The following is a 13,060-nucleotide window of genomic DNA, read 5'->3' as shown; positions in this document are numbered from 1 at the left end:
CATAAAAAAAGAAAAAGCCTTATTTTATAAGGCTAAAAATGAATCACTTTGTTTTGTGTTTCTTCATTATATTTATTTAAATAAAAGAGCGTAAGAAATACGGTCTTAAAGGTGCTCGTCGTGCACCACAGTTCTCTAAGCGTTAATATTTTTCTTTATCAAATCTCCGGCCAATTTCGGCCGGAGATTTTTTTGTGATTTTTTCTTCCTTCACTTTCCTTTTAGCACCTGTTCATATTTCGTTTACTTGTCCCATATAGTGAAGTAGCGAGTATGAGGGAGTGTGGGGATGGATGATACGACGATTAAAAACGTTTGGTTGGCTGACAGGGATCATCATTCTTGTCTGGCTTGTTTCCTATCCCATCCAAGAAGCTAAGGAAGCCTGGATGGGCTGGTCTTCCCCTCTATCAGGAAAAGTAATCGTTATTGATCCTGGACATGGAGGACCTGATGGAGGTGCAGTTGGAAAGGATGGTACGGAAGAAAAGGACATTACGTTACAAATATCCAATTATTTGCAAGATTATCTTCAGGAAGCGGGAGCATTGGTGTACTTAACGAGGTACGAGGACAAGGATCTATCCTCAGACGAAGCGGGGAGCCTATCGAGGAGAAAGTCAGAAGATATTCGTAACCGTGTCCAATACATTAAGGAGAAAAAAGCGGATTTTTACTTAAGTATTCATTTAAACGCTATTCCTTCAACTAAATGGAGAGGCGCACAGACTTTTTATTATCCAAAAAGTGAAGGCAGCCAGAACCTCGCCAAATTTATTCAATCGGAGATTAAAACAAACCTTGAAAACACTACGAGAGAAGCGCTGGGTTTGACCAATATATATTTGCTTAAGCATGCAGATGTCCCCGGTGCATTAGTGGAAGCTGGTTTTTTGTCTAATGTTGAGGAAAGAGGCCTTTTAAAAAGCGATGATTACCAAAGAAAAATGGCTGCGGCCGTTTATCAGGGAATTCTCCGTTATGTAACGGAAAGAGAATATCCTGAGAAATAATCAAATTTTTTCTCTCTAAGCAGATCTCTTAGAAAGCGTTTCATGTATGTTATACTGGCAATGGTGAAACATTTCTAAGGATGGTGAAACGTAGTGCTAACACAAGAAGAAGTGCTTAATATTCTTCATTCCATCGAGGATCCGTTTTTACATAAAACGTTAGAAGAGACCGGTGGGGTTGAGGAAATAAAAATCAAGGAAGAGAAAAATCACGTAAGTGTAAAAGTTCTCATTGCAAAAACTAATACAGCTGAGCAGATGGAGCTTCAGCAGACGATAGTCAATGCTATAAAAGAAGCTGGGGCGGCTACAGTTGGGCTGCGATTTGATCAATTGCCGGAAGACGTTATTAATAAATATCAACCCGCTGCTGAACAGGAGCAGCAGGATTCGCTTCTTGAAGGAAGCACAGGAACGAAATTCATTACGGTTGCCAGCGGTAAAGGCGGAGTAGGAAAATCAACGGTCACCGTCAACTTAGCCGTTGCGCTTACACGATTAGGCAAAAAAGTTGGCATTATTGATGCGGACATTTACGGATTTAGTGTACCTGATATGATGGGAGTGGAAGAACGCCCAGTTGTAAGAGGGGAGAAAATTATCCCTGTGGAACGCTTTGGTGTTAAACTCATTTCCATGGGCTTCTTTGTAGAGGATAACTCACCTATTATATGGCGGGGGCCTATGCTTGGCAAAATGTTGACAAGCTTCTTTAAAGAAGTAGAATGGGGCGAGCTTGATTATCTTCTGCTGGACTTGCCTCCAGGAACTGGAGATGTTGCTCTTGATGTTCACTCTATGCTTCCAGCTTCCAAAGAAATTATCGTGACAACTCCTCACCCTACGGCAGCTTTTGTTGCGGCAAGAGCAGGTCAGATGGCGATTAAGACCGAGCATGAGATCCTTGGGATCGTTGAGAACATGGCGTATTTCGAAAGTAAAGAAACCGGAAACAGGGAATATGTATTCGGCCGAGGCGGCGGTACAAAGCTAGCCGAAGAGCTAAAAACCGATATTCTTGGGCACATCCCGCTTGAGCAGCCCTATGAGGATGAAGACGTATTCGCTCCGTCTGTTTACCAGGAGGACCATCCAATAGGTGTGGCATATCGCAATATGGCAGCTAAAGTTATTGATAAATATTAAGATAAAAACACGCTTTCCCAGGATAGGGGAAGCGTGTTTTTTTAAGAGGCAGAAGTGGAAGATTCCTCACCTTGTCCGCCCGACTGACCTCCACCTTGCTGTCCGCCTTGTCCTTGTTGTCCTCCGGACGAACCTTGACCTTGCTTAGACTGTATTTTTTCGGCTGCTTTAAGGAGAGATTCACTCATCTTCGCTTGGAAGACCGGGCTGTTTATCGTTTCTTCAATAGTGGATTGAAGATGAGAACGAAATTTCTGTCCCTGCATAACAGTTACCATTTCGTTCATCATTTCTGGATTTTTATATAACTCAATTAGGGATTTTTGATATTCGGGATCTTTCATAAGCCCTTTCATTAAATCCTTTTGTTCTTTTTCAATCACTTTACTGAAGCCCTGAACAAACGTCGGATCAGAAAAAAGCTTGCTCCAAAATTCTTTTCCCTCTTCAGATATTAAGGTTTTGTTGATAGCCTGTGAAACGGCTTCCGAATCCAAAGCCATGGCTTCCTGCATTTTTTTATCGGCAAGTACTTCCGTCATGGCTTTCTTTCCGTCATCCGTTTTCAGAATATCTACAATCATTTTTTTGGTTGTATCATAATCCGCCTGCTGGCTTGCTCCTGAGCTGCCACTACAAGCTGCCAGGAAAACAAGAAGAAGGACTGGACATAACATGTATAATCTGGACATTGGAGATTGTCCCCTTTCTTTAGTTCTCCTAGGCTTACTATTCGTCATTACGTAAAAAATTATGCGGTCATGAGGAAAATTAAAGCGCTTCATGATAAAATACGAAGGATACATTTTTTAACGCAACAGGGGGAAAAAGTCGTGAATAGTCGCAAGTGGGTGCGCATGTTTTTAACAACGCTGCTTTTAGGCGGAGTATTAACGCTAATATCAAGCTTTTTTATAAAACAAGATGCTTATGCAAGAGTATTTCATCCTTTTCAGGGTTTAGAATTTCTTGGTGTCTTGTTATTTTTTGCAGGTCTCGGTTTTATATTTAGTGTCATCAGCCAAATGGGTTTTTTTGCCTATCTAACGATTCATCAATTCGGCCTCGGTTTTTTCAGATCATTATGGATGCCGATTCAAGTAGGGTTGATTGGTTTTGCTTTGTTTGATCTCGTCTACTTTCGTTATCAGTCGGCGGATGGGGAATCGTTCTGGGGATATTTTTTCACCGCTCTTGTACTATTCGTCATTGCTTTATTGACCGCCGCTCAAAAAGCTAAGGAAACGAACCGCAAGGCGTTTATTCCTGCACTTTTTTTTATGGTAGTAGTGACAACAATTGAGTGGGTCCCTGCATTAAGAACCCAGGGGTTTGATTATGTCACCTTAATGATCATTCCATTAGTTGCCTGCAACATTTACCAATTACTCTTGCTTCATAGGTTAACGGGAAATCGTAATTCTTCAGCAAAAAAAGCCTCAACATCGTGAAAATGAGGCTTTTTTGATGTGAATAGTTAAGTTCAAAATGACCGATCCTAACAAAAATTATTGAACTTGAGTCGTTTTACTTTTTCCACCGTTTACAAGTTCAGTAATACTTACGAATTCTAATCCTTTCTGTTTTAACCCGGGAATAATGACATCCAGTGCTTTCGATGTTTGTTTTACGGAATCCGATGCATGAAGAAGGATAATATCTCCCTTGGACCCTTCCTCCATGATCTGATCGATGATTTTATTTGTGCCGGGGTTCTCCCAATCATGTGGATTAATACTCCATTGTACGGTTTGCAGCCCTTTTTTATCGATTTGTTTGAGAACTGCTTTATCAAAATGGCCGTGAGGGGGACGAATCCATTTCAAGTCTTTATATCCTAATTTTTCAAAAACAGCCTTTGCCTCTCTCAAATCAGTGTCAACTTCAGCGGGTTCCTGCTCTAAGTAGCTTTCATATTTGTATCCCATCATTCCAATTTCATGCTTGCCTTTATGAATATCTTCAAGAATATCTGGATGTCTTTCTGCCCATTCTCCGCTTACAAAAAACGTAGCATGCGCATTATAAGCGTCCAGTTTTTTTAAGATTTCATGAACTTTCTCGCTTCCCCAGCTGATGTTAAAAGTTAATGCCACATAAGGAGTTTCTGCGCTTCCTTGGCTGAGCGCTCGTGGTTCCCCTTTATTTGAAAACACGGGCAGCTGGCTCCATTGGCCGATCCATAATAAGAGGGCACAAAATAATGCTAATATCACTACAAGTCCATACCGCTTTATTTTATCCGCTTTCCAGGAATAAAATGTCACTCTCATGCATCTCCTTCCTCCATTATGTTTAATACATATGAGAAAAAGGACAACCTATGCTATAAAAATGCAAAAACGGGTAAAAATATAATGAGTTGTTTTTTCTAGGAGGGTCTATCGTATGTATGGATTAATGGTAAATGAGCAGGAAAGAAGAGAAATCGAATATTTACTGAAAAGAGAGATGGAAGAAATCACCTTTGATTTAGGCGATAAAAGAATAGATACGAACATTAAATGCGCTATGGAAGAAAGATACGAAGTGCTCTTTCAGATTTTCAGAAGATTCGCCACTAGAGAAGATTGTCTTCAGTATATGCCGAGGAAGAAAAAACATAATTAGTAAGGGACTTATCTATTAATAAGCGGAATGACTACAGGAATGATATCAAGAAGCTGGTCTCCAACGTGTAGAGAAATCTGTTGAATTTCTGTACACGTTTTTTTATGCACAGTTTTATTGACCGTCTATCTAATTTTGGAGGGAGTCGCTCACAGCCAGCTCCTGACTATTATCTTTTTCATTCATAGTTATTGAGGGACCATCTTAAACAAACCGGGTTTAGAAAAAAAGAAAAAAGTTCCTAAAAAATCATTGCAATCTGTTTTTAATCTATGCTATATTATTAATCGTTGTCGGGAAATGCTTTATAGAGAAGCGGCAGACAGAAATTAATAATCTCACAAAAAAGTGTTGACGAAATATCGCATCCATGATATATTAATTCTTGTCGCCAAAACGACATTGAATCATCTTTGATCTTTGAAAACTGAACGAACCAACCAGTACGTCAATTCATTCTTTCTATTATATAGAAGGAATTCAAACAAAGCACACACGATGTGCACACGAGCTTTAGGACCTTCAACGGTGTTGAAGGCAAGCGCTGTCAAAAGCGCACAGCTTTTCAATTTTTTTGGAGAGTTTGATCCTGGCTCAGGACGAACGCTGGCGGCGTGCCTAATACATGCAAGTCGAGCGCGGGAAGCGAGCGGATCCTCTTCGGAGGTGACGCTCGTGGAACGAGCGGCGGACGGGTGAGTAACACGTGGGCAACCTGCCTGTAAGACCGGAATAACCCCGGGAAACCGGGGCTAATGCCGGGTAACACCAACCTTCGCATGAAGGATGGTTAAAAGATGGCTTCTCGCTATCGCTTACAGATGGGCCCGCGGCGCATTAGCTAGTTGGTGAGGTAACGGCTCACCAAGGCGACGATGCGTAGCCGACCTGAGAGGGTGATCGGCCACACTGGGACTGAGACACGGCCCAGACTCCTACGGGAGGCAGCAGTAGGGAATCTTCCGCAATGGACGCAAGTCTGACGGAGCAACGCCGCGTGAACGATGAAGGTTTTCGGATCGTAAAGTTCTGTTGTTAGGGAAGAACAAGTACCGTGCGAATAGAACGGTACCTTGACGGTACCTAACGAGGAAGCCCCGGCTAACTACGTGCCAGCAGCCGCGGTAATACGTAGGGGGCAAGCGTTGTCCGGAATTATTGGGCGTAAAGGGCACGCAGGTGGTTTCTTAAGTCTGATGTGAAAGCCCACGGCTCAACCGTGGAGGGTCATTGGAAACTGGGGAACTTGAGGACAGAAGAGGAGAGTGGAATTCCACGTGTAGCGGTGAAATGCGTAGATATGTGGAGGAACACCAGTGGCGAAGGCGACTCTCTGGTCTGTCTCTGACGCTGAGGTGCGAAAGCGTGGGTAGCAAACAGGATTAGATACCCTGGTAGTCCACGCCGTAAACGATGAGTGCTAGGTGTTAGGGGGCTTCCACCCTTAGTGCTGAAGTTAACGCATTAAGCACTCCGCCTGGGGAGTACGGCCGCAAGGCTGAAACTCAAAGGAATTGACGGGGGCCCGCACAAGCGGTGGAGCATGTGGTTTAATTCGAAGCAACGCGAAGAACCTTACCAGGTCTTGACATCCTTGGCCCACCCTAGAGATAGGGTTTTCCCTTCGGGGACCAAGTGACAGGTGGTGCATGGTTGTCGTCAGCTCGTGTCGTGAGATGTTGGGTTAAGTCCCGCAACGAGCGCAACCCCTGACCTTAGTTGCCAGCATTCAGTTGGGCACTCTAAGGTGACTGCCGGTGACAAACCGGAGGAAGGCGGGGATGACGTCAAATCATCATGCCCCTTATGACCTGGGCTACACACGTGCTACAATGGATGGTACAAAGGGCAGCGAAGCCGCGAGGTGTAGCAAATCCCATAAAACCATTCTCAGTTCGGATTGCAGGCTGCAACTCGCCTGCATGAAGCCGGAATCGCTAGTAATCGCGGATCAGCATGCCGCGGTGAATACGTTCCCGGGCCTTGTACACACCGCCCGTCACACCACGAGAGTTGGCAACACCCGAAGTCGGTGAGGTAACCTTTTTGGAGCCAGCCGCCGAAGGTGGGGCCAATGATTGGGGTGAAGTCGTAACAAGGTAGCCGTATCGGAAGGTGCGGCTGGATCACCTCCTTTCTAAGGATACACGAAAGGCGGAAGCGACCGTTCAGACCCGATGAACGAAGCGAGCATACCGAAGAGGCTTTACAGCCTCGGAGTAGGATCGCTTCGGGCGTCAGGGTCTGGGAGCTGAAGCTGGATCGTAAGGAGGCGTACTCGGTTGGTTGTTCAGTTTTGAAAGATCAAAACTATGAAAATATAATTAACTTCCTAGTAATAGAATGGGCCTGTAGCTCAGTTGGTTAGAGCGCACGCCTGATAAGCGTGAGGTCGGTGGTTCAAGTCCACTCAGGCCCACCATTCTTACTGGGGCCTTAGCTCAGCTGGGAGAGCGCCTGCTTTGCACGCAGGAGGTCAGCGGTTCGATCCCGCTAGGCTCCACCAATTAAATCGCTTTAAATTAAAACACAAGTATACTGTTGTGTTTTAAAATCAACTCTAAATAAGAGTGTGAACCTTGAAAACTGGATAAGTGATTAAGAAAGTGTAGACGACCGGTTAGATTCACCGAGCCAAGTAAGCTCACGTAAAGACTGTGGTTTTTCAGTCTTGAAGGGAGATGGCTTAGGATCGAGAGAATCTGGGAGTCGAAACTAGACTTGATTGATGACAAGACATTCAACGAACATCGAAAGAAACAAACGTCTTTTCACAGATAGTTAAGTGAACAAGGGCGCACGGTGGATGCCTTGGCACTAGGAGCCGATGAAGGACGGGACTAACACCGATATGCTCCGGCAAGCCGTAAGTAGGCTGTGAACCGGAGATTTCCGAATGGGGGAACCCACTATTCGTAATGGAATAGTGTCCATGACTGAATCCATAGGTCATGGACGGCAGACCCGGGGAACTGAAACATCTCAGTACCTGGAGGAAGAGAAAGCAAATGCGATTTCCCGAGTAGCGGCGAGCGAAACGGAAACAGCCCAAACCAGAAAGCTTGCTTTCTGGGGTTGTAGGACACTCCTTTGGAGTTACCAAGAAGAAAGGTAGGCGAATCGATCTGGAACGATCAGCCAGAGCAGGTAACAGCCCTGTAGCCGAAACCTTTCTTCCTCCGGAGTGGATCCTGAGTACGGCGGAACACGAGAAATTCCGTCGGAATCCGGGAGGACCATCTCCCAAGGCTAAATACTCCCTAGTGACCGATAGCGAACCAGTACCGTGAGGGAAAGGTGAAAAGCACCCCGGAAGGGGAGTGAAAGAGATCCTGAAACCGTGTGCCTACAAGTAGTCGGAGCCCGTTAATGGGTGACGGCGTGCCTTTTGTAGAATGAACCGGCGAGTTACGACTGTATGCAAGGTTAAGCCGTGAGCGGCGGAGCCGCAGCGAAAGCGAGTCTGAACAGGGCGAGTGAGTATGCGGTCGTAGACCCGAAACCGTGTGATCTACCCATGTCCAGGGTGAAGGTCAGGTAACACTGACTGGAGGCCCGAACCCACGCAAGTTGAAAATTGCGGGGATGAGGTGTGGGTAGGGGTGAAATGCCAATCGAACACGGAGATAGCTGGTTCTCTCCGAAATAGCTTTAGGGCTAGCCTCAGAATAGAAAGTCTTGGAGGTAGAGCACTGATTGGACGAGGGGCCCCTATCGGGTTACCGAATTCAGTCAAACTCCGAATGCCAGCGACTTTGTTCTGGGAGTCAGACCGTGGGTGATAAGGTTCATGGTCGAGAGGGAAACAGCCCAGACCGCCAGCTAAGGTCCCTAAGTGTGTGTTAAGTGGAAAAGGATGTGGAGTTGCTTAGACAACCAGGATGTTGGCTTAGAAGCAGCCATCATTGAAAGAGTGCGTAATAGCTCACTGGTCGAGTGACTCTGCGCCGAAAATATACCGGGGCTAAACACACCACCGAAGCTGCGGATTGATCTTACGATCAGTGGTAGGAGAGCGTTCTAAGGGCGGTGAAGTCAGACCGTAAGGACTGGTGGAGCGCTTAGAAGTGAGAATGCCGGTATGAGTAGCGAAAAAAGAGTGAGAATCTCTTTCACCGAAAGCCTAAGGGTTCCTGAGGAAGGCTCGTCCTCTCAGGGTTAGTCGGGACCTAAGCCGAGGCCGACAGGCGTAGGCGATGGACAACAGGTGGATATTCCTGTACCACCTCCTTTCCGTTTGAACGACGGGGAGACGCAGGAGGATAGGGAGAGCGCGCCATTGGATGAGCGCGTCCAAGCAGCAAGACGGCCGGATAGGCAAATCCGTCCGGTGGGAACGTCAAGCTGTGATGGGGAGGGAACTAAAGTACCGAAGCTCCTGAGTTCACACTGCCAAGAAAATCCTCTAGTGAGGAAAGAGGTGCCCGTACCGCAAACCAACACAGGTAGGCGAGGAGAGGATCCTAAGGTGAGCGGGAGAACTCTCGTTAAGGAACTCGGCAAAATGACCCCGTAACTTCGGGAGAAGGGGTGCTCCTCTGCCGAGGAGCCGCAGTGAAAAGGCCCAAGCGACTGTTTACCAAAAACACAGGTCTCTGCGAAGCCGTAAGGCGAAGTATAGGGGCTGACACCTGCCCGGTGCTGGAAGGTTAAGGGGATGCGTTAGCTTTTGGCGAAGCGCTGAACCGAAGCCCCAGTAAACGGCGGCCGTAACTATAACGGTCCTAAGGTAGCGAAATTCCTTGTCGGGTAAGTTCCGACCCGCACGAAAGGTGCAACGACTTGGGCACTGTCTCAACGAGAGACCCGGTGAAATTATACTATGCGTGAAGATGCGCATTACCCGCGACAGGACGGAAAGACCCCGTGGAGCTTTACTGTAGCCTGATATTGAATGTTGGTACAGCTTGTACAGGATAGGTAGGAGCCAGAGAAGCCGGAGCGCCAGCTTCGGTGGAGGCGCTGGTGGGATACTACCCTGGCTGTACGGACATTCTAACCCAGGACCGTGATCCGGTCCGGAGACAGTGTCAGGTGGGCAGTTTGACTGGGGCGGTCGCCTCCTAAAAGGTAACGGAGGCGCCCAAAGGTTCCCTCAGAATGGTTGGAAATCATTCGCAGAGTGTAAAGGCACAAGGGAGCTTGACTGCGAGACCTACAAGTCGAGCAGGGACGAAAGTCGGGCTTAGTGATCCGGCGGTTCCGCATGGAAGGGCCGTCGCTCAACGGATAAAAGCTACCCCGGGGATAACAGGCTTATCTCCCCAAGAGTCCACATCGACGGGGAGGTTTGGCACCTCGATGTCGGCTCATCGCATCCTGGGGCTGTAGTCGGTCCCAAGGGTTGGGCTGTTCGCCCATTAAAGCGGTACGCGAGCTGGGTTCAGAACGTCGTGAGACAGTTCGGTCCCTATCCGTCGTGGGCGTTGGAAATCTGAAAGGAGCTGTCCTTAGTACGAGAGGACCGGGATGGACACACCGCTGGTGTACCAGTTGTTCCGCCAGGAGCATCGCTGGGTAGCTACGTGTGGACGGGATAAGTGCTGAAAGCATCTAAGCATGAAGCCCCCCTTGAGATGAGATTTCCCTTACCTCTAAGGTAATAAGATCCCTCAGAGACGATGAGGTAGATAGGTCCGAGGTGGACGCGTGGTGACACGTGCAGCTGACGGATACTAATCGATCGATGACTTATCTAAATTGAAAAGCGGAAGCGACTGTTCAGATCCGATTGGCTAAGCAAGCTCGCAGGAAGGCTGGGGTTTTTCAGCCTGGATGAGAGATCGCTTCGATCACGAGGATCTAGGAGCTGCAGCTAGACATACAACCATGACGTTCGTTTGAATGTGTACTTATCCAGTTTTGAGGGTTCACCTCAACAATCCAAATGATGTGGTAGTAACGGCGAAGAGGTCACACCTGTTCCCATGCCGAACACAGCAGTTAAGCTCTTCAGCGCCGATGGTAGTCGGGTCGATCCCCGTGAGAGTAGGACGCTGCCACGTCATCTATTGGATTTATTTCAAAACTAATTCTTATTCCACCGTAGCTCAGTGGTAGAGCAATCGGCTGTTAACCGATCGGTCGTAGGTTCGAATCCTACCGGTGGAGCCACCACTTGCTTCCATAGCTCAGTGGTAGAGCACTTCCATGGTAAGGAAGGGGTCGCCGGTTCAAATCCGGCTGGAAGCTCTCAGTAGTCATGATTAACTGGCCCGTTGGTCAAGTGGTTAAGACACCGCCCTTTCACGGCGGTAACACGGGTTCGAATCCCGTACGGGTCACCATTTTCTTATAGTTATCCAGCAGCATCACAATCCGGAGGATTAGCTCAGCTGGGAGAGCACTTGCCTTACAAGCAAGGGGTCGCAGGTTCGAGCCCTGCATCCTCCACCATTTCTGTTTTAATATCAAGCCGGCCTAGCTCAACTGGCAGAGCAACTGATTTGTAATCAGTAGGTTGGGGGTTCAAGTCCTCTGGCCGGCACCATTCAATATGGAGGGATAGCGAAGTTGGCCAAACGCGGCGGACTGTAAATCCGCTCCCATCGGGTTCGTAGGTTCGAGTCCTACTCCCTCCACCATTTTTATACTTAATTAAATAAAATTACCCAAGATTAGAAAAATCAGTATAAGATCCGTTTTATAGGTCATACTATACTTACAAATGTTGGGCCATAGCCAAGCGGTAAGGCAACGGTTTTTGGTACCGTCATGCGCTGGTTCGAATCCAGCTGGCCCAGCCATTTTTTCAGTTAGTTAACAAATAGTTCAAGATGATTGAATTTCGTGTGTACGTAAGCTTTTGAAAAATTGACGGCTTGCAGCACAAAGATTTGTGTTTATTCTGACTGATCGATGGGTACGTAATTTCTATTACGAGCCATTAGCTCAGTTGGTAGAGCATCTGACTTTTAATCAGAGGGTCGGAGGTTCGAATCCTCCATGGCTCATTTCCATTTCATGCGGATGTTGCAGATGCAAGATCCGTATTTTTATATGAGTTTGTTGCGGGAGTAGTTCAGTGGTAGAACATCACCTTGCCAAGGTGGGGGTCGCGGGTTCGAATCCCGTCTCCCGCTCCAAGGGGCCTTAGCTCAGCTGGGAGAGCGCCTGCTTTGCACGCAGGAGGTCAGCGGTTCGATCCCGCTAGGCTCCACCATACATAATTATTGAAAGCTGATATCCTTAGGATATCAGCTTTTTTATATGTTCCAGGAGAACTCTATCACAGCTTTTGGCGGTTCAAAGAGTATTCATGCACTTATTACAGACGGAACGCGGTAAAGATCGTATATATATGCATCTGATTGTCCAGTTGAGTCACCTGTATGAAAACGGATACAATATAATTGGCAATCTATAAAGGAGGAATTTCATTATGATGAATAAGAAACTTTCTGTGATCGGGGTACCTATGGATTTAGGGCAGCTGCGTCGAGGTGTAGACATGGGCCCAAGTGCGATCCGTTATGCAGGAATGCTTCAGCGGTTAGAACAACTGCGTTTCGATATAGAAGATTTGGGGATATAGATATTCCTCGACCTGAGCGAAATGATTCAGAGAAAATGGATAATTTAAGAAATTTAAATGAGGTGGCAGAAGGAAGTCACCGCCTTGCTGTAGAAGTGGATAAAGTGGTTGAAAATGGCAATTTCCCTTTAGTACTCGGTGGAGATCACAGCATTGCTATGGGGACTTTGGCTGGGATCGCAAAACACTACCAAAACCTGGGAGTCATTTGGTATGATGCCCATGGTGATTTAAACACTGGTGATAGTTCCCCGTCTGGCAACATTCACGGAATGCCTCTTGCTGTTAGCTTAGGGATTGGGCATGAAAAGCTTACTTCCATGCTGGGCTATCAGCCAAAGATCAAGCCGGAAAATGTGGTCATTATAGGGGCGCGGTCTTTGGATGAAGGAGAACGAGAACTTATTCGGGAAAAAGGAATAAAAGTATATACGATGCATGAAGTAGACCGAATGGGCATGACGAAGATAATGGAAGAAACAATTGAGTATTTGAAAGATCGGACAGATGGTGTACACTTAAGCTTAGACTTGGATGGTTTAGATCCTAATGAAGCCCCGGGAGTGGGGACGCCTGTAATGGGAGGATTAAGTTACAGAGAATCTCACCTGGCGATGGAGATGCTATACGAATCGGAAATGATTACCTCTGCTGAATTTGTGGAAGTCAATCCTATTCTAGATGAAAAAAATAAAACCGCCAGCGTAGCTGTCGGCTTGATGGGATCTCTGTTTGGCGAGAAACTAAAATAAAAAGA

The 13,060-nt window shown here is 46.7% G+C and carries 6 protein-coding genes, 12 tRNA genes, 3 rRNA genes and 2 pseudogenes; 21 read left to right on the top strand and 2 right to left on the bottom strand.

Annotated features, from left to right (window positions below):
* Positions 1 to 80: 80 nt before the first annotated feature.
* The 3 genes and pseudogenes from rpsI to MUN89_RS00895 all read left to right on the top strand — a co-directional run.
* Positions 81 to 146, top strand: a pseudogene (gene rpsI / locus MUN89_RS00905) (30S ribosomal protein S9); the annotation flags it as partial.
* A 147-nt stretch (positions 147 to 293) separates the two neighbouring features.
* Positions 294 to 1,013 (top strand): N-acetylmuramoyl-L-alanine amidase CwlD, encoded by a 720-nt coding sequence (cwlD, locus tag MUN89_RS00900; protein WP_244710644.1) that lies wholly within the window; start codon positions 294 to 296, stop codon positions 1,011 to 1,013.
* 93 nt (positions 1,014 to 1,106) lie between these two features.
* Complete coding sequence (locus MUN89_RS00895) at positions 1,107 to 2,159, top strand: Mrp/NBP35 family ATP-binding protein (RefSeq protein ID WP_244710642.1); 1,053 nt, start codon at positions 1,107 to 1,109, stop codon at positions 2,157 to 2,159.
* Positions 2,160 to 2,200: 41 nt separating this feature from the next.
* On the opposite strand, the gene gerD is transcribed toward MUN89_RS00895, so the two are convergent.
* Entirely contained in the window at positions 2,201 to 2,851 is a 651-nt protein-coding gene (gene gerD / locus MUN89_RS00890; protein ID WP_244710640.1) for a spore germination lipoprotein GerD, read from the bottom strand.
* 141 nt (positions 2,852 to 2,992) lie between these two features.
* Here gerD and MUN89_RS00885 point away from each other — a divergent pair, with 141 nt between their 5' ends.
* Entirely contained in the window at positions 2,993 to 3,610 is a 618-nt protein-coding gene (locus MUN89_RS00885) for a KinB-signaling pathway activation protein (protein WP_244710638.1), read from the top strand.
* A gap of 57 nt (positions 3,611 to 3,667) precedes the next feature.
* Here MUN89_RS00885 and MUN89_RS00880 read toward each other — a convergent pair whose 3' ends face one another.
* Positions 3,668 to 4,432, bottom strand: a complete 765-nt coding sequence (locus MUN89_RS00880) for a polysaccharide deacetylase family protein (protein WP_244710636.1) — start codon at positions 4,430 to 4,432, stop codon at positions 3,668 to 3,670.
* Positions 4,433 to 4,547: 115 nt separating this feature from the next.
* On the opposite strand from MUN89_RS00880, the gene MUN89_RS00875 reads away from it, so the two are divergent.
* From MUN89_RS00875 to rocF, 17 genes and pseudogenes are all read left to right on the top strand, one after another.
* On the top strand, positions 4,548 to 4,769 hold the full coding sequence (locus MUN89_RS00875) for a hypothetical protein (protein WP_244710634.1): 222 nt from the start codon (positions 4,548 to 4,550) through the stop codon (positions 4,767 to 4,769).
* Between the two features lie 571 nt (positions 4,770 to 5,340).
* Positions 5,341 to 6,906: ribosomal RNA gene (locus MUN89_RS00870) — 16S ribosomal RNA — on the top strand.
* 208 nt (positions 6,907 to 7,114) lie between these two features.
* Positions 7,115 to 7,191 (top strand) — tRNA-Ile (locus MUN89_RS00865).
* 8 nt (positions 7,192 to 7,199) lie between these two features.
* Positions 7,200 to 7,275 (top strand) — tRNA-Ala (locus MUN89_RS00860).
* A gap of 273 nt (positions 7,276 to 7,548) precedes the next feature.
* A 23S ribosomal RNA gene (locus tag MUN89_RS00855) occupies positions 7,549 to 10,468 on the top strand.
* A 192-nt stretch (positions 10,469 to 10,660) separates the two neighbouring features.
* Positions 10,661 to 10,774 (top strand): 5S ribosomal RNA (rrf, locus tag MUN89_RS00850).
* The 16S, 23S and 5S rRNA genes sit together here with 12 tRNA genes alongside, the layout of an rRNA operon.
* Before the next feature lie 34 nt (positions 10,775 to 10,808).
* Positions 10,809 to 10,883 (top strand) — tRNA-Asn (locus MUN89_RS00845).
* 6 nt (positions 10,884 to 10,889) lie between these two features.
* Positions 10,890 to 10,961 (top strand) — tRNA-Thr (locus MUN89_RS00840).
* Positions 10,962 to 10,981: 20 nt separating this feature from the next.
* A tRNA-Glu gene (locus MUN89_RS00835) sits at positions 10,982 to 11,056 on the top strand.
* Positions 11,057 to 11,089: 33 nt separating this feature from the next.
* A tRNA-Val gene (locus MUN89_RS00830) sits at positions 11,090 to 11,165 on the top strand.
* 18 nt (positions 11,166 to 11,183) lie between these two features.
* Positions 11,184 to 11,259 (top strand) — tRNA-Thr (locus MUN89_RS00825).
* Between the two features lie 8 nt (positions 11,260 to 11,267).
* Positions 11,268 to 11,353, top strand: a tRNA-Tyr gene (locus MUN89_RS00820).
* Between the two features lie 87 nt (positions 11,354 to 11,440).
* Positions 11,441 to 11,515: transfer RNA gene (locus MUN89_RS00815), tRNA-Gln, on the top strand.
* A gap of 134 nt (positions 11,516 to 11,649) precedes the next feature.
* A tRNA-Lys gene (locus MUN89_RS00810) sits at positions 11,650 to 11,722 on the top strand.
* A gap of 57 nt (positions 11,723 to 11,779) precedes the next feature.
* Positions 11,780 to 11,854: transfer RNA gene (locus tag MUN89_RS00805), tRNA-Gly, on the top strand.
* A gap of 1 nt (position 11,855) precedes the next feature.
* Positions 11,856 to 11,931, top strand: a tRNA-Ala gene (locus MUN89_RS00800).
* Between the two features lie 222 nt (positions 11,932 to 12,153).
* A pseudogene (rocF, locus tag MUN89_RS00795) lies at positions 12,154 to 13,055 on the top strand (arginase).
* The last annotated feature ends 5 nt before the right edge of the window (positions 13,056 to 13,060 follow it).

The organism is Halobacillus salinarum, assembly GCF_022919095.1.
GTDB classification, from domain to species: domain Bacteria; phylum Bacillota; class Bacilli; order Bacillales; family Halobacillaceae; genus Halobacillus_B; species Halobacillus_B salinarum.
Note: the sequence above shows the minus strand (reverse complement) of the source record. Positions and strands in the feature narration are given on the sequence as shown.

Bases quoted from the DNA above. Each gene is read 5' to 3' on its own strand.
- cwlD (WP_244710644.1), top strand. From the start codon at position 294: ATGATACGACGATTAAAAACGTTTGGTTGGCTGACAGGGATCATCATT.
- gerD (WP_244710640.1), bottom strand. From the start codon at position 2,851: ATGTCCAGATTATACATGTTATGTCCAGTCCTTCTTCTTGTTTTCCTG.
- MUN89_RS00880 (WP_244710636.1), bottom strand. From the start codon at position 4,432: ATGAGAGTGACATTTTATTCCTGGAAAGCGGATAAAATAAAGCGGTAT.
- MUN89_RS00875 (WP_244710634.1), top strand. From the start codon at position 4,548: ATGTATGGATTAATGGTAAATGAGCAGGAAAGAAGAGAAATCGAATAT.